We start from the raw sequence: 22,193 nt of genomic DNA on the forward strand, positions 1-22,193 counted from the left end.
AAAAATTATCTATCAAATTATTATTATGATATTTTTATTGTTAATTAATTTTCTAAATTAGAGTAGTATTAACACTTTTTATAAAAATTTAATAAATGTCTTGTTTTTTAATTAAAAGTAATTTATAATTTTTATAAATAAGTATTTAATTAATTAAATACCTATTTTAAAAAGGAGAAGTTATAATGATAGTTAAAAGTGTTGACCAAGAAAAAGAAAAAGTAGATATAAAAACAAAGAAAAAAATAAAGATTAATTCAAAACAACAAATTTTTAATATTACTTTGACAGGAATTTTATTGGGATTAGCTGTTGCTTCTTCATTAATTGAAATACCTATTCAGTTTATGGGAATAATTTTACCATTAAGAATTTTTGATTCATTAATTATTTCTTTTGCTTTACCAATTATTGGTTTATATTATACATTAGCAATTGGTATTATTGAACCTTGATTACATTTATTAGCAGATAGTGATCATCCGCCAATTCAAATTTTCTTTGATAATATTGCTAATATTTTATTTATTGTTTCTTTTTATTTTATTTACTACTATCTTTTTAAATTGTGTAATAAAAGTAAAAATTTAAAAGTAGATACTATCAAAAAAGTAAGTGCTGGTCTAGTAATAGTACCCTTAAATGCGATTATTGCTACTTTATCTTTTGTTTTAACTTTAGTAGTACTTTATTTTAGTCCTAACCTACCAAGACCTGATGAATATGATAATAATATTCTTAATTTTAATAATCATTCAGTAATTATATTATTTATTTTACTTGGTATTGAAATTTTAAGATTTATTTTTATCTTTATCTTATTTAGCTTAGTTGAAAGAAAGATAGGTTCTGCTAAACGTTATTATTTTTAATAAAAAGTATTTTATTTTATAAAATAAAATGTTAAATTAATACTTATTAATTAAAAATAAAATGTGGGAGTAACATATGAAGTTAATAGTTATTTTAATTATTATCATGAGTATTATTTTTTTAATTGGTTTTATAATAATATTTTTTCTGAAATTAAGAAAAAAGAAAATAAAATCATCAAGGAAAATAAAATATCGTTTATGTGATCCAAATTCTTATCATAGTAGCATTATCAAGAATAGAAAGTTTAAAAGTAATAATGATTTAGTAAATAATAAAAAAGTATTGGAAATGTTAACATATTTACAGGAAAGAGATATCGCTAATTATAATAATATTATTCCTACTTTTTATAGCATTTTGGAAAAACCTATCCAACATAATTTGGAAGCTAATAAAAATGTTAATTATTTATTAACTAATATTGTTGATATTTTATGTCACCATCATCACTGTATGGTAAATCCCTTACATTTGATTAAACATTTGTTTAATAAATGTAATAATAAATTACATCAACACAAAAAAAATTCTCATTTTACTCAAGAGAATAATCATTCAGTTAAACCAACACATGTTTTTAATAAAACACAAACTAATGCTTCTACACCAAAAACTAATGTTTCTACAACAAAAAAAAATAATAAACATACTTTCTCATAAATTTATAAATATTCCTTTACTAGTTATTAGTCCTAACTTAACAAAAACGGAATATCTAATTAAATTCATAATTAAAATGTATTAAATATCTACTAATTTAACTTATTAGTAGATATTTTTTTTAAAAATAAAATTTACTGTACATTATTTTGTAATAGTTTATAATAATAAGAAAATCATTATAAATGGAGTGTAAAATATGAGACGAAAATTAAATTTATTTTTTACTACCAGCCTTTTATTAAGTTCTAGCATGTCGCTTTTAGCATTCACAATTGATACAAACAATATTAGTATTAATAATTTTGCCAACAACAATGTTGATACTAAAACAGCAACTAAGTATGCTAATGAAACCTCTATTGTTGGTAAATCGTTATTAATTGCTAAAAATAAAGGTTTTAATACTAATAATTTATTAAATGATATGTATAATCAAACCCCTTCTATTCAAATTGATAATCTTACAGGTAAGAATACTGGAAATGATTTTATTAATGATTGAACTAGTAACTTAGATGGTAATAGTATTAATACTATTCAGGGTTTATTTCAACGTAATGGTATTAATCAATCTAAAGTTGATTCTGTCACTAATAATATTAATAGTTATAATAGTTATCGTGACATATTGCCAATGCTTAAAAATTATTTAAATAATTCTATTTTATCTAATGATGATACTGTTAATATGATTGATGGAATGTTAAAAAATATTAAAAATTTAATACCAAATATTAATGATTACTTATCTTATACTAATTATATTCCAATTATAACTAATACTATTGATGAATTATTAGCAGATTGAGATCAAGAAGATAATTTTAGTGGTAATACTACTTTTGAAAAAATGCAAGATTATATGTCAAAGAAAGCGACATTTGCTCAAGCTTGAAATATTCCAAGTCATGAAAAGTGATACTATGTTAAAGATGAAGCAAAAAATTGAAATTGAAATCAATTTTATGAATATATAGCTGGTGTTAATTTTAATTATATGTTTAAGTCAATATCAGGAAAATATATTGGGGAAATGATTAGCGATAATATTAAATATGCTTTATGAGGTGCTGCACCTATCGGTTTTAATTCTGATAATTTTAATGTTACATTTAGTGAAACTCTTAATAAGATTTTAACAAATCCAGTGGCATGACCTTATTTAATAAAAACAATAATACCAATGGTTAAAAGTGAAGTATTAAAATTAACTAATCCAACTCTTGGTATTGATAGTATTACTTGAGATGATAAAACACCACTTAAAAATAATACAGTTCAACTAAAAAAAGTATTAACTATTTTTCAAGAATTAATATCTTCAAAAGATAATATGCTTAAATTAGTTACCAATTTAATGACCGGACCTTTTGGTGAAGATATTATTGCGAAAGCTACCTTTGCATGAACTGATTCATATTGAACATTACCTGAGATTCAAAAGAAATTTTCTTTTATTTCAGCTATTAGTGATATTCCTCAACAAGTTGTTAATAGTTTAGAATCAGCAATTAAAAATGTTCCAATTAATGACACAATTAATAAAATATTTGAGTTTACTAATAAATATTTAACAACAAATCCATTAATTGATTTAAAAGATTGAGTAAAATATTTAGATTTAACTTTCGGTAGTAAAGATTTTATTAATGCTTTAAATAATCTTAAATATATTATTAATCACCCAACAACAGATAATATTAGTAAAACTCAAGAAATATTACAATTATTAGGTGTTCAATTTGGTGATGAAACTAATTTTCAACAAGATAGTGTTCTTGCAAACTTTTCTAATTGATTAAATACTCCTACTAGTAGTTTAAATTCCTTACTAAATATAATAGTTGATAAAACACATCATAATGGTATTCTTGATAATATGTTAAAGGACCAAGAAAATTTATATAAAGATATGTATAGTAAATATTTTGATATTAACAATAATAGTTATTTTACTTTAAGTGATATTGCAATGAATACATTTAAACATGATGATGGTAGTGTTAGTGCAGTTTTAATTTATAAAATTAAAAATAATTTAGATAATAAAAGTTATGATATTACATTTAAAAATGCTAATTTTCTTACAAGTAAAATCTTTAAAATAAAATTATTTCATATTAGTCAATAATTTTTAATAATTTTCTTCAATAATTAGATATTTTAATTTAAAAAGTATATTAATATACAAGTCAGTTATTGCATTTCTCTTTAAACAATTTAAAATATAGATAACTTATAGATTTAAGAAAAAGTTATTGGGGAAAATAAAGGGGACTAATTATGAAATCATTATTAACAACATTAAGTGTTTTAACACTTGCAACAACCACAGGAAATTTAATCAATATTTTAAATACAATTGAAGAAAAAACTAATATTACAACTAATTACATTCAAAATAAAACACCACAAGATACAATTTACAAAAATAAAAATGGAGAAGAAATAAAAACTAATATAGAAGATTTGTCAGAGATAGAAAGTAAAGAGGTTGTTCAAATTGGTTTTTATAAGAATCGACAAGGTGAAATTCAAGTTGCTAGAATGCCAGAAACAATTGAAAAAGTACCTGACAAACTACCATCAGAAATAACATCTTTGAGTTATATGTTTACTCGTGCGAAATCATTTAATCAGGATTTGTCAAAATGAAATGTATCTAATGTAACAGATATGTCTGCTATGTTTGGTAAAAATTGAGAATTTAACGCTAATATTAGTAATTGAAATGTGTCGAAGGTGACAACTATGAATAGTATGTTTAGTGCTGCTGGATCATTTGAAGGTTCATCATCATTTAATCAGGATTTATCAAATTGAGATGTATCTAATGTCACAGATATGAGTGGTATGTTTGCATATGCAACTTCTTTTAATCAAAATTTATCACAATGAAATGTTGAAAAAGTAAAAAACCATGATAATTTTGCTATTGAGTCAGGCATTGCATCAGATCTTAGTAAATGACCAAAATTTAATAAATAAAATAAATGTTTCAAGAAGAAACAATAAAAAATTAAAAAAATGATTTTAAACAAATATTATTTAAAATAATTTTTTTAATTTTTTATTGATAATCTAAGTAAAGATTATTATTTACATTACTTAAGATAATTTTTATTTTCTTTATTTTGAATATTGTTTTTTAAATGTTTTGATTTTATAATGTATATGAACAGACAAGAAATATATGCTTAAATCATTAAGCCTGTTTAGTATTATTACCTAAACAGGTTTTTTTGCTGTTTAATTAGAGAAATTTTAACTTAGAAAGAAGAGTAATTAAATGATAAATAATCAAGAACAATATAAAAAAATTATTACTATTGCTTTAAATGCTATTGGTGCTGGTAGTGCTGGTGCAACTACTAAATTATTACATAATGCTCGTCAAGTTTCACAATGATTAAATTTAGCAAATGCTTTAAATAGGGGTGTTTTTGGGACAGCATTTACATTTTTACCAGAGAGTAAAAAGTAGCAACATTAATAGAAGTTTGAAAAATATTAACAAATACCTCATATATAGTTACAACATTAGATGTTAATTTTATTAAAACAATATTTACTAAAGCAAGTAATTGAGATTTAACAATTCCTAATTTAATACCATTTATTAGTTTTGAAATATCTGCTATTTCTGGTGTTTTGGCTGGAACAACAACACTTACACGTATTTATTTTACTAATAAAGATTCAGCAACTAATAAAATATTAAAGTCAATTGAAGATGGTTTTAATTTATTATGTCCTTTTGCTGCAATTATTGGAGGAGGATCATTATTTTGAACACCTGGTCTTGATTCAAAAATTATTGCTCCAATTTTTGCTACACTTGATGGAGTTTCTGGAACTACTAATTGATTAATAAATAAATTTTGAAATCCTATTGATTTTGAAACTAATAATGAAAATCAGAGCATATTGGATAATGAAGAAAATGGTACTTTATTAATTAATGATGAAGAATTTAAGACAAGATGTAATGAAACAAATATTGATAATGATTCATCTTCATTAAACTCTGTTAATTCAGTTTTTGTTGCTAATTAGTAATAGTTTTTTGTTAAATTTATTTAAATAAATTTTTAAAATTTAATAATAAAAAACACTAACATCTTTATTGTTGCTAGTGTTTTTTATTGTTTGATTTGTTAACGTTATGCTAAAAGTAGTGTTTTGTGGGAGTATAAATATTTGTTATTGCATTATCTTAAAAAGCATTCTAAGATATAAATAACTTATAGATTTAATAAAAAGTTATTGAATAAAATAAAAAGGGAGGTTTTCAATATGAAAACATTGATTACTGCACTAAGTGTTTTAACATTTGGGACATCTATTGGAACTTTAAATACTGGTTTAAATAAAACTTCACAAAAAATTGAACTTTTAGATAATAAAACACAACAAGATACTATTTACATTGATAAAGATGGAAAAGAACAAACAACCAATAAAAGAGATTTATCAAATATAAAAACTACCAAAATTACTCAAATTGGTTTTTATAAAAACAAACAAGGTGAAATTCAAGTTGTTAGAATGCCAAAAACAATTAAAGAAGTACCTGATAAATTACCATCAGAAGTAACATCTTTAAATTTTATGTTTTTGGGTGCTTCACAATTTAATCAAGATTTATCAACTTGAGATGTATCTAGAGTAACAAGTATGTTGAGTGTATTTGCTGGTGCTACTTCATTTAATGGTAATATTTCAAATTGAGATGTATATAATGTAACAGATATGCTTTCTATGTTTAATGGTAGTTTAAAATTTGATCAAGATCTTTCAAAGTGAAATGTATCTAATGTAAGAAGTATGAGTGGTATGTTTACTGGTTGTTTTTTATTTAATCGAGATTTATCAAATTGAAATGTATCTAGTGTAGAAGATATGGTTGGTACATTTGCCAATACTTTAGCATTTAATCAAGATTTATCAACTTGAGATGTATCTAATGTAAGAATTATGACTGGTATGTTTGCTGGCTCAGTATTATTTGATCAAGATCTTTCAAAGTGAGATGTATCCAATGTACTAGATAACACTCATTTTGCTGTTGGTTCAGCAATTTCTAATTCTAATAAATTACCTAAATTTAAAAACTTTTTTATTAATAACACTATTTAATTTGATCAAAAGTATTTAATTTCTAAGTAATTAACTATAATAAAACTTAGAATAGTATAATAAAATATTATATTTGTTTTTTATAAAAGCATATAATATTGACAAACGGTAAGTTTAAAAAGTTTTAACTCATTTCTTTATTTTTTTAAAGTAAATGAGTTTTTATTTTTATTATTGTATGCTCTTTTATTTTACTGACTAGTCATACATTTAAAGTAATCAATTGCAATTATATGCCAAAGGTTATATAATATGGGTAATAGTGGGAAAGTGTGGGTGATATTATGCTACTAGGACAATCATTGTCAACATTAGATGAAAAGAAACGAATGATAATTCCTTCTAAGTTTAGAAGTTATTTTCATAACAATGAGATTGTTATTGTTTCTAAAGGTTTTGAAGGCTGTTTAGTTATTCGTAACGAAATTGAATTTATTAAATGACAAGATAAAATCTTATCACAATCCGAAGGTCAGAAAGAAGCTAGAATTTTAGCAAGACAAGTATTTGCTAATTCAGAAGAATTAACTATTGATAGTAAAGGTCGCATTAATATTCCACATTCATTATTGACACTAGCTGATATTAAACAAAAAGTAATTATGATTGGACTATCCAATAAAATTGAGATTTGATCAGAAACTAATTGAAATAGTTTTAATCAAGATACCAAGGATAAATTTGAGTCAGCGGCAGCAGCTCTAGATGAGATATAAAAATTATGAATAATATCAATGCAAGACACATTTCTGTAATGTTAACAGAAGCAATTGATTTCTTAAATGTTAAACCTGATGGTATTTATGTCGATTGTACATTAGGACGAGCAGGTCATAGTAAAGTTATACTATCAAAACTTACCTCTGGCAAACTATATGCTTTTGATCAAGATCAAATGGCCATTGATAATAGTAAAATTATTTTAAAAGATTTTAAAGATAAATATGAAATAATTAAAAGTAATTTTGCAAATATTCAATCTGAGCTTTTAAAAAGAAATATTACTAAAGTTGATGGTATATTATATGATTTAGGTATATCATCACCACAAGTTGATGAAGATATTAGAGGATTTAGTTATATGAAAGATGCTAAGTTAGATATGCGTATGGATCAAAGTCAAAAATTAAATGCGTGAGATATTGTTAATAATTATAATTATGAGCAATTAAAAACAATTATTAAAAATTATGGTGAAGAAGTATTTGCTAGTAGTATTGCTAAAAATATTATTAAAACAAGAACTTTTCAACCAATTGATACCACTTTACAATTGGTTAGGATTATTAAAAAATCATTACCAGTAAGAGTATTAAATAAGCATCATCATCCTGCCAAAAAGACTTTTCAAGCATTAAGAATTGCTGTTAACAATGAGTTAGAAACATTAAAATCTTCTTTAAAACAATCTTTAAAATTATTAAAATCTAATGGTAGAATTGTTGTTATTAGTTTTCATTCTTTAGAAGATCGTATTGTTAAACAAACTTTTAATGAAGTTTTAATTGATCCACAAGCACAATTATATGCTAAATTACCAGTTCATAATAATTGAAAAACAAAATATCAGTTAATAATTAAAAAACCAATTACACCAAAGCCTGATGAAATAAATAAAAATCCAAGAGCACGAAGTGCAAAACTAAGAGTTATTACTTATATTGATTCATAAAAATGTTTGGAGGTGAGCAATATGAATTTTCAAGAACTATATGTTGTATGTCAAATTGAAGATTTTAGTTTAAAAGTTATGGTTAATAATTATGTTAATAATCAAATTCAGGTTTTATATAAAGAAACTGTCGATACTGAACAGTTTTCTGAAAATGGTGTAATTATTAATTCAATTGCTACAGGTAAGTTATTAAGGCAAATTATTAATAAAATTAATAATACTTTAAATATAAAAGTACAACGTATTGCCTTAACTTTACCTTCAAATAATTTAAAAATTTATCAATCACAAGCATCACTTGATTTTAAAGATGCTAATCACATTATCACTGATGAAGATTGTAGTAAAGTGATTGAAATGGCTAAAAACATTACTATTGATAATAGTGAAATTATTTGTTTAACTAAACCATACAATTTTAAAGTTGATCATGCAATTGGTAATGAACAATTACCAATTGCTAAAAAAGGACAAGTTATGCATGTTGATGCTTTAGTTTATTCATTACCTAAAAGTTTATATAATTCTCACCTCGAAGTATTAACTAATGCCGAAACAGAATTGTTAACTGTTACTTTAGATCAATTTGCATTAGTATGTAATATTAAAAATACTGATTTTAATCGTAATACAGTTTTAGTTGATTGAAATATTAATAGTACTAAGATTAGTGTTTTTAGTAATTCAGTATTATTTGCAACAACTAATATTAAAATTGGTTGAAATCAAATAATTCAATCATTAATGAAGCAAATGCATTGTGGTTATGATAAAGCTGAAAGATATTTACAAAAAATTATTAATATAAGTAGTAATTATTTATGCGATGTTGTTGTTGATAAGTATGTTGATGATCAAACAAAATCTATTGTTCGTTTAACAAAAACTGATTTACAAGCAACAGTTAAAAAAAAAATTAATGAAATTATTTCTTGTATTGAATATTTTCTTGATGAAGTTAGTGATAATAATAGTTCAGATATGGAAATTATTTTTACGGGAATTACTATTGGTTTATGTGGTTTTGCCAACTATTTTAAAAATAATAGCAAACTAAAAGAAGTAAAATATATGCTCAGCCAAACTCCTGGTGCATATAGTTATCAGTGAACTACTTTAATCGGTAATACTCACTACCAACATTTAGTAAATGTTTTTAGTAATAATTATATTTCATCAATACATAAACCAGAAATTGTATCAAAATTAAATCATTATACGCATTCTAATAATCATGATAATAAGCATTATAATTCCCCCTTTCAACCAAATTATCAGTATAATGATGGTAGTAAATAGAAGAAGACAATTTGATTACTCAGGAGGAAAATAAAATGGAACATAATAATTCACAATTTAAACCAATAGCATCAATTCGGGTAATTGGTATTGGTGGTGCTGGTAATAATGCTGTTAATAGAATGATTGAAGCAGAGGTACAAGGTGTTGATTTTTATGTTGCTAATACTGATGCACAAGTAGTTAATGCATCACCAGCTGAAAATAAAATTATTTTGGGCAAAGAATTATCAAAGGGACTTGGAGCAGGAGCTAATCCCGAAATTGGTAAACAAGCCGCAATTGAAAGTGAAGCAGAGATTAAACGCGCTTTAGATGGTGCAGATATGGTTTTTATTGCTGCTGGTATGGGTGGTGGTACTGGTACTGGTGCTGCATCAATTGTTGCAAGAATTGCTAAAGAATGTGGTGCTTTAACAATTGCTATTGTTACTAAACCATTTAAATTTGAAGGACGTAATCGTAATGCTCATGCTATAGTTGGAATTGAAAATTTAAAGAAACAAGTTGATGCTATTATTATTATTTCTAATGATAAATTATTACAAGTAATTGGTAATATCCCTCTTAAAGATTCGTTTAAAGAAGCAGATAATATTTTACGTCAAGGTGTACAGACTATTACTGACTTAATTGCTGTTCCTGCTTTAATAAATTTAGATTTTGCTGATGTTCGTACTATTATTGAAAATAAAGGTAATGCTTTATTTGGTATTGGAATGTCAAAGGGTGAACATAAAGCTAAACAAGCCGCAACAAAAGCTATTTCTTCTCCTTTACTTGATGATGTGACAATTAAGGGTGCTAAAAATGCTATTGTTAATGTTACTGGTGGAACAACAATGACATTAACTGATGCTAATATTGCTGTTGATTTAGTTCGTGATGCTGCGGGTAATGATGTTAATATCATTTTTGGTGTTGCTGTTAATGAAAATTTAAATGATGAAATGATTGTAACAGTTATTGCCACTGGTTTTGATGAAGAAGGTGCTAATGCTAATAATTTTGTTTATAGTTCAAAAGTTGATAATCATGAATTTATTACCAATAAGACTCAATATTTAAGTGAAGAAATTAAAGAACAAACAAAGAAAAAAGAAGAAGAACAACAAAATTTAGTCCAAGAAGCAGCAATGGAAGCAGATGATGATTTACCATCATTTTTACGAAGACGAAAGGGAGTTTAATTAATTATGGGATGAAGAAGTAAAAAATATAAAGACAATGATGAAAATAGTAATTATAAAACCAGTTTTCAAGAACAAATACAAGAATTTGCTCCTAAAAATTATCAAGAAATTGAATCAGTTGCTAATGCTATGATTTTACAAAAACCAATTAAAGTTAATTTAACAACAACTGTTGAAAATGATCGCAGAAGAATTATTGATTTTCTTTGTGGTATTTCGTATGTTATTGGTTTTGTTGTTGATAAAACTGATATTCATATTTATGAATTTAAAAATGAATTAAGTTAATCTTGAACAAATAGGTTTTTTATTTCTTTCTAATAATAAAGAAATAAAATTATTTATTTTTTAAATTGTTCTTACATTAATTTTAGAATATAAATCCCTTCTAATTTAGAAGGGATTTATTGTTTTAATTTGCTTATCTTGTTGTGTTATACAGTGAATATTGCCACCACCTAATAGTACTTCACGTGTATAAAATGAATTAATTTTATGATTAGGAAAACAATTTTGCAAAACATTAATTGCGTTTTTATCCCATATTGGGTCATTAAAACGGGAATAATGATTGTTTTATTTGTAATATAGAAATTAACATAACTAGCTGGCATACGAAATCCTTCGGTACGATTAGCAAAACGAGGACTTTTTTCATGATTTTCTGCCTCTGACTTAGTTATAAATAATGGTGCTGGTTGATGTAATTTAGTTACTTTTATTTTTCGTCCTTTAGCATCTGTGCTATTTTTAAGAAACATTAAAGCTTCTAAACTACGTTCATATTGAGGATCATTTTTATCATCAGTTCATGTTAAAACAACATGACCAGGTGTAATGATATGTAGTAGATTATCAACATGACCACTTGTTTCATCATTATAAACACCACGAGGAATTCATATTATTTTTTGTGCATTTAAATATTGTTTGAAATGTTCTTCAATCTCTTCTTTTGTTAAATCAGGATTTCGATTAGGGTTTAATAAACATTCTTCTGTAGTATAAATTGTTCCTTCACCATCTTGATGAATGCTTCCGCCTTCTAATACAATTGGTGCTTGATAATAATCAATGTTACTATTTTTAGTCATTTCAATTCCAACTTTATTATCAATTTCATAATTTCAATTTCAACTGGGTGGATTAATATTTGGTTCATTTTTCATGCCTCATGCAGTGAAGTGAAAATGAACAGCTCTTCGTTGTCCTTTTTTATTTATTAAATAAATTGGTCCCATATCACGCGCTCAACTATCTTGATATTTAATATCGATTAATTTGATAGTTGGATCTAATAGTTTGCGAGCTTCATTTCAATTACTTTTATCAATAAAAATTTTTACTGGTTCATGTTTATTGATTGAGTTGGCTATTTTTGCAAAAACAGTTCGTGCTGGTTGACATTCTTTTTGTCAATTATCTTTCATAAGCGGTCAAATCATTCATGTGCCTTTATGTTCTATTGATTCAATTGGGGCAAAAAAACCATCTTTTTTTGGTGTTGATGTTAATAATTTGCTCATAATTTCCTCCCCCTTTAAGTAGTACTATTTATAATAGTGGATTTATGTAACCCCTATTCTATATATAAATAGTATTTTTATTATAAAATATTTTATTTACAAAATAAAATTTATTTCATAATAAAAGTGTTAAAGTTAATTGAATCTGATTTTATTTATCATTTTAATTAGTAAAATGAATGTAATATAAAGTATGATTTTTGTATATTATTTGCAATACATTTTATACATGCTATTATTTAGCAATAGTTATCTCTAATATTTGAGATAAACTATATGCATTATTATAGGTAATTAACAAGAGATTTTAGAAATTGTTAATTAACTTTTTCGAATAAATTATAATTAATTTATTTTAGAATTGTTCCTTTGCTTATTTTAATGAAAATTTAAAATAAAAAATTTAAAAAAATATGTTTTTCAAGCCCATTGTTTTATTTTTAATAAAATAAATGGGTTTTTTATTTGAAAGGATGTAAAAAAGTGCCTACAGAAAGTCAAGAAATAGGTTCTGATAATAAAAAGCAAAAAAATATTAAGGATTTTAGAAAAGAAATAACTTCTAAGATTACAAGTGCAAAAATAGAAAAAAAATATTGCAAACAATTAATAAAAACAATTAATAGTGATGACCTTACTATATTTTTTAATAGTTTAATTAAAGCAGATTCATTATTTTGCTTTTTAAATATTGTTCATCATCTTTATCAAGAGTTAGTTTTTCTTTATAATAATAAAAAGTTTTTAGTATTTGATGAATTTTTATTAGAAAGTTTAAAAAATTCATGACAATTAATTGAAAAAGAAAAGCAAATTTTTAATGAAGAACATAACTTAATTATTGAATGCTAAATTGTAAAGGTAAGTGCAACTAAATTATTTTTCTATCCAAATATTCGATTGGTGAAAGATAATTTAGTATTTTTCTCGGTCTTTGATTTAAAGACAATATAAATTTATGAACTTCATTTTTATTAGTTTTTGAAAAAATAAATTTTTTAGGAAATTTTTCTCTAATTAAACCATTAGTATTTTCATTAGTACCTCTTTGTCAAGGTGAATATGGATTGGCAAAATAAATTTTTACATCTAAATTTTTTTCAAGTTGTTGTCAATTTGAAAATTCTTTGCCACGATCAAAAGTAATAGTTTTAACAATGTTTTTAGGAAGAATTGATAAATAATAACTGACATTTTTATTAATAACTTTAGTAGTTCTGTTTTTAACTAATATTGCTAAAGTAAATCGTGATACTCTTTCAACTAAAGTTATTAAACATGATTTGCTTTTAACTCGTGATGATACTATAGTATCTCCTTCCCAATGACCAAGTGTTATACGATCATTAACATTTATATCTCATTCTTTAATTGATTTACCATTAAACTTGCCACGATTTTCTTTAGATTTTCGTTTTTTACCTTTTCTTCTTAAATTTTTACTAGTAACTTTATCAAGCATTCCAAAATAAATTCAAGTATAAATTGTTTTAAAACTAATAACTCACTCTTTATGAAAATTTTTAATTCTGCCATAAATTTGTTCAGGTGATCAACCTAATAGTAATTTTTGTTGTACATATTTTACTAAATTCTTATTTTTAAACTTATGAAAACTAATATGTGATTGTTTTCGATTTTCAGCTTTATTTTGTGCAATTAATGAAAAATAATGATTATTATCTTTATTTCTATTAATTTCTCGAATAATAGTACTAATACTTCGATTAAGATTTTTAGCTATTTCACTAATTTTAAATTTAAATTTCAATTGATTCTCAATATAAATCCTTTCATCTATGCCAAGATGTTTATAACTCATATAAACACTCCTTACTTTTTTCTAAACTAAATTTAGCATTATGAAATTTTTATATGAGAATTTTTTGCAATTTTATTTACTTGCACTTACAAGTATAATTCAGCGTTAATTATTAGTACTATTATTAGTACTACATTATTTTATTTGTGAATTAATAAATTTTATTATAAAACAATTAAAGAACAAATAATAATGCAAATAAAGTAATATTTCTGCTAAATATTAACAATAAATATTAAGCTGATTCATGGTAAAATATAAATATATATTTTAAAATAGGTGAGGTAAGATGGCATTCTTAAAAAGAATCGAAGCATATGGTTTTAAGTCATTTGCAGAACCTTTAACAATAGAATTTGATACTAATATTGTAGGTATTGTTGGCCCTAATGGTTCTGGGAAGTCTAATATTAATGATGCTATTCGTTGAGTTTTAGGTGAACAATCAGTTAAATCATTACGTGGTGAAAATAGTGAAGATATAATTTTTAATGGTGCTAAAGGAAAACAGCCATTAAATAGTGCTCAAGTTACTTTAGTTTTTGATAATACTAATAAAATATTTAAAGTTGATTTTAATGAAGTACAAATTACTAGAAAAACTTTTCGTAATAGTTCAGAAAATGAATATTACATTAATAAAGCTCGTGTTCGTTTAAAAGATGTACAAGAAATTATTATGGGTACAGGTTTAGCTAAAGGTTCACTTGCAATTATTAGTCAAGGTAATGTTTCACGATTTGCTGATTCTAAGCCAGAAGAAAGAAGAACTTTATTTGAAGAGGCTGCGGGTGTTTCAAAATACAAAAAGAGGAAAGAAGAGTCATTACGTAAATTAGAGCGTACTAATGAAAATTTAGTTCGAGTTAATGATATTATTAGTGAAATAAGTAGAAAAATTGAACCATTAGCAAAACAAGCACAGAAAGCTAAAACTTATGTTGAATTACGTGATAATTTAAAAAAATATGAAATTACTATTATTGTTAAAGATTTGGAGACATATCATAATCAATTAAAACTTACAACATTCAGTATAAATGATAATGAAATTTTACAACAACAACTTAATTTAAATATTAGTAAGAATGAACAACAATTAAAATTTTTAAAAAATAAAAGTTATGATTTAGATAAAAACATTAATAGTTTAGAAATGAATTTATCTAATGTTAATAGTTTATTGCAAGTTTTAGAACAACAAAAATCGTTAATGAAAACAAAACAAAGTGAAATAAAAGATCAAACAGAAGTTGAAAAATTAAAAAATGAAATTGAAACTTTGCTTACTATTATTGAACAAAAAACTTTTTTACAAAAAAAAGAACAAGAAAATTTTGATAAAATTAATAATTTATTTGAAGAACTAAATGTTCAACATCAAGATTTAATTTTAGGACAAAATAATATTCATCGTGGTTTAGGTGAAAAAAAAGCAAAATTAGAATCGGTAATTAATTATCAACAACGACAAAATCAAAAATATTTGGGTGTTCAAACAATTTTAAATAATAAAGATAAACTATATGGCATCATTGGAGTAGTGAGTGATTTAATTTCGGTGCCCGATCTTTATAGTGAAGCGATTGTTAAAGTATTGGGCAATACTTTAAAAAACATTGTTACGGCGACTAACAAAGATGCAACCAAGGCTGTTGAATTTTTAAAACAAAATAAAGCGGGAATTGCCACTTTTTTACCTTTAAATTCAATTCAAGTTCGAACAGCGACTAAAGAAGATGAAATTATTGTTAATAGTAAATCCGGTTATTTAAGTTTTGCTCATCATTTAGTTACAGCAGTTGATAATAGAATTCAGCCGATTATTAATTTTCTTTTAGGTCGTACTATTATTTGTGAAGACTTAGAAAGCGCAAGAGTTATTTCACAATTAATTGCTGCTAAATACCAATGTGTAACTTTAGATGGTCAATTAATTAAAGCTGGTGGTGCTATTGTTGGAGGTTATCAACATCAAAATAGTATTAATGTTTTTAAAGAAAAGTTAATAGTTTCTGAATTAAAAGAAGAAATTAAATCATTAGAACAACAATTAGTTAATAAAAATGTCCAAAGAACAAGTATTGAAAGCGAATTAAATAATTATCAAGGTCAAAAGTTGACAATTACTTTAACAATAAATAAACTGATTAGTGAAATTAGTGAAATCACTAATCAATCACAATTATTAACTACTCAATATCAAACATTAACTGGTAAAAAATTAGATATTGATACTACAAACCAATTAAATGATATTTTTATTCAATATGAAAATTCTAAATATGATCAAGCAACAATAAAAAGTCAACTACAATTAATTCGTAAACAGAAACATCAATTATTAGAACAAATGCAAAATTTAGAAAATGAATTATATAGTTTAAATCAAGAACATTTTATGACTAGTGATAAATTAAATAATCAAAAGCTTGAACAAGTAAAAATGGAGTCAAAAGTAGAACAACATTTAAGACGTTTAGTTGAAACTTATAATTTAACTTATGAATATGCTAGAGAACATTATAGTGAACCATTAGCAGATGAACAACAAGCACGTAATTTGGTACAACAATTACGTAGTGAAATTGAAGATTTAGGATTTGTAAATATTAATGCTATTGAAGAATTTGAAAATGAAAATGAACGTTATTTACGTTTAAAAACTAAACATGATGAATTACAATTAGCATCACAATCGTTGTTAACAGCCATTGATGAAATGGATAATGTTATGGTAACGCAATTTGATGAAACAATCAAAGCTATTAATATGGTATTGCCCGAAACATTTCAAACTTTATTTGGTGGAGGAACTTGTAGTTTACGATATACATCACCTGATGATATTTTAAATACAGGTGTGGAAGTGCTTGCTAATCCTCCTGGTAAAAGAATTAGTAATTTAAACTTATTATCAGGTGGTGAAAAATCATTAGTTGCATTAGCAGTATTATTTGCTATTTTAAAAGTCAAGCCGTTGCCATTGACAATATTAGATGAGGTTGAAGCACCATTGGATCCAGCAAATTTAGAGCGTTTTGCTAGATATGTTCGTAGTTTTTCACAATATACACAATTTATTATTGTTACTCATCGTCCAGGCACAATGGAAAATTGTGATGTATTATATGGGACAACTATGCAAAATCAAGGAATTACGAAAATGGTAGCCATTAAATTAGCAGATGCTAAAAAAATTATTGAAAGCGATAAATCAGTGAAAAATGTTAATTATGTCGTTTAAACTTTATGTTATATTAAAAATAAATTTATTAAAAACAGACCTATGAAATAGGTCTGTTTTTAATAAATTTAAGTATTATTATTTTTTTATTGTGATGAAACATTAACGATTCATGTTGGTGTTAAACCAACCATATCAATAACAACTCCATTACCATAGTCAGAAATTTGTCATATGTATCATTGTGCAATTAATATGCTGCAACTGCACCAATTATTGGAGCTAATGCTGGTAAGGCAACACCTAGGACAGCAGAGAATGCTCCTATTCCCGAACCAATCGCATTATTTAATTTTTATGTAATGTATCATGATTTAATCCAATAACATGGTAAGCAAAATAATATTGATAATAGTTTTCGCCGCCTGCATATGTTGCTACGTTATTTTTTGTTAAATATTTTCAAACGTTATTTTCAGCAGTAATATTAGATAAATCAACATTACTTACTTTTTTTATATCTTGGTTTAAAATAGTATTAACAGCTTCTGTTTTTTGATTAGTCTTAAGTTACTACTTAAATTTCCTACAGTTGTACCAAGTGTTAAAACACTTAGGGCAGTAATTAAATTTTTCATTTTAAACACCTTCTTTATATATACGTGATAAATTAAAAGGATATTTTGGATTAATAATAGTTTCTATAAATTTTAGGAATGATAATATTAATCCAAAACTTGGAAATATTTTCTATCCATCTTCATTTTAACACTTTAAGTATTAATATACAAGGCAAGAAAAATTAGTAATATATTAATTAATATATTGTTATAATATTATTTTTAAATTTTGGTAATTTATTAGGATTAGTAATTCCTGAATAATTTGCAAAGTTACTATGTTCTCTTACTTTATTTACATTTCATTTTGAAAGGTCTTGGTTAAATTTTTTAGCACCATAAAACATAAAATTCATATATACTGCATTAGAAGTAATTCAATTTGAAATGTTTTGATTGAATGAGGTTGCACCATAAAACATAAGACTAAAACGGTTTATATTAGATACATTTCATGTTGAAAGGTCTTGATTGAATGAAGTTGCATTTGCAAACATAACAAAAGTACTTTTTACATTAGAAACATTTCAATTAGTAATATTACTATTAAATGAAGTGGCTCCATTAAATGTAAAATTCATATTTGTTATATTGGAAGTATCTCATGTTGAAAGGTCTTGATTGAATGAGGTTGCACCTGTAAACATATTTTTTAAAGATGTGATTTCTGGTGGTAATTTGTCAGGTACTTTTTCAATTGTTCTTGGCATTCTAACAACTTGAATTTCTCCTAATATATTTTTATAAAATCCAATTTGAATAATTTCTTTACTATTTATCTTTGATAAGTCTTTTTCACTAGTTGTTATTTGTTTGCCATCTTTGTCAATATAAATTGTGTCTTGTTGAGTTTTATTTTGAATATAGTTAGTTGTAATATTATTTTTTTGTATAGTTGAGTTTAAGAAACTTGCTAAATTTCCTGTGGTTGTTGCAAATGTTAAAAGACTTACTGCTGTTAATAATGTTTTCATTATGAAAACCCCCTTTTTATTTTTTCCAATAACTTCTTAAATTTAAGAAGTTAACTACATTTTAGTGTTTTTAAAAATAAATGCAATTAACTATTTTATTAATGTCATTATTTAGTGATAATTTCCTATTAGTTATCGAGCAAAAATTTGCTGAATTATACTTGTAAGTGCAAGTATAATTCAGCATATAAAAAATAAGAACATATGTTCTTATTTTTTATATATTAATTTATTAAATTCTTTTTATTGCACTATTAACAAAATCTTCATTTGGATCAAATTTAGTTTCGTTATTAATATTTCATAATTTTTCTTGCTCTGTTTTAGTAACTTTATTAGGCATTTGTATATCAAGAATAACATGTAAGTCACCACGTTTACTACTATTAGGGTAATAGAATCCCTGATTTTTTAAAGTAATTTTGTCACCGTATTGTAGTCCTAATGGTAATTTATGTTTAATTATTACTTCAAAGGTAGGAATCATAATAATATTTCCCAAAATAATATCTAAGTAAGATACTGGTAATTTAATATACATATCACTACCTTGACGATCTAAGAAAGCGTGTCGCTTAATATTAATACCAACAAATAAATCGCCTTGAGTACCACCATTATGACCAATTTTACCTTTACCTTTAATTCTAATTTGTTGACCATCAAAAATACTGCGAGGAATATCAAATTCTAATTTTTGATTTTCAATATAATAGCGATGTCCTTTGCATTTTAAACATTTTTGACGAATAATTTTACCAAGTCCTTGACATTGGTTGCAAACACCTTGATGTCTAAACATACCTAATGGTGATTGTTGAACATATTCAAGAACTCCTTTACCTTTACATTTATCACATGTACTAATATCATTAGGAGTTCTAGCACCAGTTGCTTTACAATCCTTACAAGCAACATCAATGTTAATACTAATGGTCATTTTTTTGCCAAAGAATACATCACGATAACTAATTTCAACTTTTGTTAGGATATTATCACCCGGTGTTTTACCATTATAGCGTTGTTGTTGTCTTCTATTACCACCAAATAAGTCACCAAATGCCGAACTAAAGTCACCGAAACCACCAAAGCCACCGAAACCAGAAGAACTATCAACTCCGGGCATATCATGACCAAATTGATCATATTTTGCTCTTTCATTAGTATCAGATAAAACTTGATAAGCTTCACTTATTTCTTTAAATCGAGCTTCATCACCACCACTTGGTGAATCGGGATGATATTTTTTTGCAAGCGTACGAAACGCTTTCTTAATTTCATCTGGAGTAGCATTACGTGAAACTCCTAGAATTTCATAATAATCACGTTTTTTACTTGCCATTTTGTCCACCTCTAATTATTTTATTTAGTTGTTGCGTCAACATCAATAACATCATCACTTTTATTATCATCTTTTTTAATATGATCTGTTGGTTCTTGTTTTTGTTGGTTCATAAATTGTTGTGCAGCAGCAAATGCTTGTTTTAATTGTTCTAGTTTTTCTTTTAAATCATCATATTTTTTTTCATCTAGTGATTTTTGTAAGTCATCACGTAGTTTTTTCATTTCAGCAATTTGTGGATTTTCTGCTTCGCCTTCTTTTGCTGATTTAGTAACTTCAGCAGTCATTTTATCAATATCATAAATATAGGCTTGTGCTTGATTAGATAATTCAATTTCTTCTTTATGTTTTTCATCGTTTTCACGATTCTTTTCAGCATCTTGTACCATTTTTTCAATTTCGTCTTTACTTAAAGTACCACTATTGCTAATAGTAATTTTTTGTTCTTTATTAGTTTTTAGATCTTTAGCACTAACAGATACAATACCATTAACATCGATATCAAAAGTAACTTCAATTTGTGGAACACCTCTTGGTGCTGGTTCGATACCACTTAATTGGAAACGACCCAGTGAATGATTATCTTTGGCTAGTGGACGTTCTCCTTGTAAAACACTAATATCAACAGCGGGTTGATTATCTTCAGCAGTTGAAAAAACTTGTGACTTTTTAGTAGGAACAGTAGTATTACGAGAGATTAATGGCGTCATTACTCCTCCTAAAGTTTCAATACCTAATGATAAAGGAGTTACATCTAATAGTAAAACGTCAGTAACATCACCCGATAATACTCCTCCTTGAATAGCAGCACCTAAAGCTACTACTTCATCAGGGTTAACACCACGATGTGGTTCTTTACCAATTTCGTTTTTAATAACTTCTTGCACAGCTGGGATTCTTGTTGAACCACCAACTAAAATAACTTCATCAATTTCATTTTTGCTTAATTTAGCTTCTTTTAAGGCATCACGAACAGGAGCAATAGTTCTTTCAACTAGTGATTTTGTTAGTTCATTAAATTTGGCACGTGTTAATTTTTCATTTAAATGTAATGGACCTGAGGCATTCATTGAAATAAATGGTAATGAAATATCAGCTTGTACTACTCCTGATAAGTCTTTTTTTGCTTTTTCAGCAGCATCTTTTAAACGTTGCATTGCCATTTTATCTTTTGATAAGTCAACACCATTACTTTTTTTGAATTCACTAACTAAATTTTGAACAATTAAGGCATCAAAGTCGTCACCACCAAGTTTGTTATCACCACTAGTTGATAATACTTCAAATGTTCCACCTGCTAATTCTAGAACTGAAACGTCAAATGTTCCACCACCTAAGTCAAATACTAAAATTTTGTGATCTTTATCTTGTTTGTCTAAACCATAAGCGATGGCAGCAGCAGTTGGTTCGTTAATAATTCTTTCTACTTTTAATCCTGCAATAATTCCTGCATTTTTAGTAGCTTCACGTTGTTCATTGTTAAAGTAAGCAGGAACAGTAATAACTGCTTTTGATATTTTTTTACCTAATTTTGATTCAGCAAAAGTTTTAATAGTGCGTAAAATTTCTGCAGATACTTCTTCTGGTTTACGTGTTTTAGTAGCGGCTTTAACTGTTTCTTTAGTTCCCATAATTCTTTTAATTGAACTAACAGTATTATCTGGATCAGTAATAGCTTGACGTTTAGCAACTTCACCAACCATAATTTGACCATCTTTGTAAGCAACAACTGATGGTGTTGTTCTTCCACCTTCGGCATTTTCAATAACTTTTGGCTTATCACCTTCCATTACGGCAACACATGAATTAGTTGTTCCTAGATCGATTCCTAAAATGATTTCTTTATTTGTTGTTTTATTTGTAGACATAATATTTTC

The 22,193-nt window shown here is 25.4% G+C and carries 18 protein-coding genes and 1 pseudogene; 14 read left to right on the forward strand and 5 right to left on the reverse strand.

Going from position 1 to position 22,193, the window contains the following annotated elements; all coding sequences use genetic code 4:
* Window positions 1-185: 185 nt before the first annotated feature.
* The 12 genes from AAHM79_RS07705 (at window position 186) to sepF (ending at window position 11,133) form a co-directional block, all read left to right on the forward strand.
* On the forward strand, window positions 186-872 hold the full coding sequence (locus tag AAHM79_RS07705) for a hypothetical protein (protein WP_342257551.1): 687 nt from the start codon (window positions 186-188) through the stop codon (window positions 870-872).
* 292 nt (window positions 873-1,164) lie between these two features.
* Entirely contained in the window at window positions 1,165-1,536 is a 372-nt protein-coding gene (locus AAHM79_RS07710; protein WP_342257552.1) for a hypothetical protein, read from the forward strand.
* Between the two features lie 253 nt (window positions 1,537-1,789).
* Complete coding sequence (locus AAHM79_RS07715) at window positions 1,790-3,670, forward strand: hypothetical protein (protein ID WP_342257553.1); 1,881 nt, start codon at window positions 1,790-1,792, stop codon at window positions 3,668-3,670.
* Window positions 3,671-3,822: 152 nt separating this feature from the next.
* The gene (locus AAHM79_RS07720; protein WP_342257554.1) at window positions 3,823-4,527 is read left to right on the forward strand and encodes a BspA family leucine-rich repeat surface protein; all 705 of its coding nucleotides are present in this window, start codon (window positions 3,823-3,825) and stop codon (window positions 4,525-4,527) included.
* Between the two features lie 301 nt (window positions 4,528-4,828).
* Window positions 4,829-5,023 carry a hypothetical protein gene (locus AAHM79_RS07725; protein WP_342257555.1) on the forward strand — a complete coding sequence of 65 codons (195 nt, stop codon included), beginning with the start codon at window positions 4,829-4,831 and terminating at the stop codon, window positions 5,021-5,023.
* Window positions 5,024-5,190: 167 nt separating this feature from the next.
* Window positions 5,191-5,595 carry a hypothetical protein gene (locus AAHM79_RS07730; protein WP_342257556.1) on the forward strand — a complete coding sequence of 135 codons (405 nt, stop codon included), beginning with the start codon at window positions 5,191-5,193 and terminating at the stop codon, window positions 5,593-5,595.
* A 240-nt stretch (window positions 5,596-5,835) separates the two neighbouring features.
* On the forward strand, window positions 5,836-6,678 hold the full coding sequence (locus AAHM79_RS07735) for a BspA family leucine-rich repeat surface protein (RefSeq protein ID WP_342257557.1): 843 nt from the start codon (window positions 5,836-5,838) through the stop codon (window positions 6,676-6,678).
* A gap of 284 nt (window positions 6,679-6,962) precedes the next feature.
* A complete protein-coding gene (gene mraZ, locus AAHM79_RS07740; RefSeq protein WP_252320016.1) occupies window positions 6,963-7,394 on the forward strand; it encodes a division/cell wall cluster transcriptional repressor MraZ in 432 nt (143 codons plus the stop codon).
* A 5-nt stretch (window positions 7,395-7,399) separates the two neighbouring features.
* A complete protein-coding gene (rsmH, locus tag AAHM79_RS07745) occupies window positions 7,400-8,350 on the forward strand; it encodes a 16S rRNA (cytosine(1402)-N(4))-methyltransferase RsmH (RefSeq protein WP_342257558.1) in 951 nt (316 codons plus the stop codon).
* A 21-nt stretch (window positions 8,351-8,371) separates the two neighbouring features.
* Window positions 8,372-9,652 carry a hypothetical protein gene (locus AAHM79_RS07750; RefSeq protein WP_342257559.1) on the forward strand — a complete coding sequence of 427 codons (1,281 nt, stop codon included), beginning with the start codon at window positions 8,372-8,374 and terminating at the stop codon, window positions 9,650-9,652.
* A 35-nt stretch (window positions 9,653-9,687) separates the two neighbouring features.
* Window positions 9,688-10,842, forward strand: coding sequence for a cell division protein FtsZ (gene ftsZ, locus AAHM79_RS07755; RefSeq protein ID WP_252320022.1), 1,155 nt, complete (start codon window positions 9,688-9,690; stop codon window positions 10,840-10,842).
* 6 nt (window positions 10,843-10,848) lie between these two features.
* Window positions 10,849-11,133: a cell division protein SepF gene (sepF, locus tag AAHM79_RS07760; RefSeq protein WP_174480582.1), complete on the forward strand. Its 285-nt coding sequence runs from the start codon at window positions 10,849-10,851 to the stop codon at window positions 11,131-11,133.
* Between the two features lie 105 nt (window positions 11,134-11,238).
* Here the strand turns inward: sepF and aguA are convergent.
* Window positions 11,239-12,371: pseudogene (gene aguA, locus AAHM79_RS07770) on the reverse strand (agmatine deiminase).
* Between the two features lie 483 nt (window positions 12,372-12,854).
* On the opposite strand from aguA, the gene AAHM79_RS07775 reads away from it, so the two are divergent.
* Window positions 12,855-13,223, forward strand: coding sequence for a hypothetical protein (locus AAHM79_RS07775; protein WP_342257561.1), 369 nt, complete (start codon window positions 12,855-12,857; stop codon window positions 13,221-13,223).
* A 19-nt stretch (window positions 13,224-13,242) separates the two neighbouring features.
* Here AAHM79_RS07775 and AAHM79_RS07780 read toward each other — a convergent pair whose 3' ends face one another.
* On the reverse strand, window positions 13,243-14,193 hold the full coding sequence (locus AAHM79_RS07780) for an IS30 family transposase (RefSeq protein WP_342257562.1): 951 nt from the start codon (window positions 14,191-14,193) through the stop codon (window positions 13,243-13,245).
* A 289-nt stretch (window positions 14,194-14,482) separates the two neighbouring features.
* Here AAHM79_RS07780 and AAHM79_RS07785 point away from each other — a divergent pair, with 289 nt between their 5' ends.
* Window positions 14,483-17,440, forward strand: a complete 2,958-nt coding sequence (locus tag AAHM79_RS07785; RefSeq protein ID WP_342257563.1) for an AAA family ATPase — start codon at window positions 14,483-14,485, stop codon at window positions 17,438-17,440.
* A 757-nt stretch (window positions 17,441-18,197) separates the two neighbouring features.
* Here AAHM79_RS07785 and AAHM79_RS07790 read toward each other — a convergent pair.
* The 3 genes from AAHM79_RS07790 to dnaK form a co-directional block, all read right to left on the reverse strand.
* Window positions 18,198-18,974: a BspA family leucine-rich repeat surface protein gene (locus AAHM79_RS07790; protein ID WP_338957508.1), complete on the reverse strand. Its 777-nt coding sequence runs from the start codon at window positions 18,972-18,974 to the stop codon at window positions 18,198-18,200.
* 232 nt (window positions 18,975-19,206) lie between these two features.
* On the reverse strand, window positions 19,207-20,316 hold the full coding sequence (locus tag AAHM79_RS07795; protein WP_342257564.1) for a DnaJ C-terminal domain-containing protein: 1,110 nt from the start codon (window positions 20,314-20,316) through the stop codon (window positions 19,207-19,209).
* A 20-nt stretch (window positions 20,317-20,336) separates the two neighbouring features.
* Window positions 20,337-22,184, reverse strand: a complete 1,848-nt coding sequence (gene dnaK / locus AAHM79_RS07800; RefSeq protein WP_342257565.1) for a molecular chaperone DnaK — start codon at window positions 22,182-22,184, stop codon at window positions 20,337-20,339.
* Between the last annotated feature and the right edge of the window lie 9 nt (window positions 22,185-22,193).

The sequence above is a fragment of the Spiroplasma endosymbiont of Nomada ruficornis genome (assembly GCF_964030795.1).
Classification (GTDB): Bacteria; Bacillota_I; Bacilli_A; order Mycoplasmatales; family VBWQ01; genus Spiroplasma_E; species Spiroplasma_E ixodetis_A.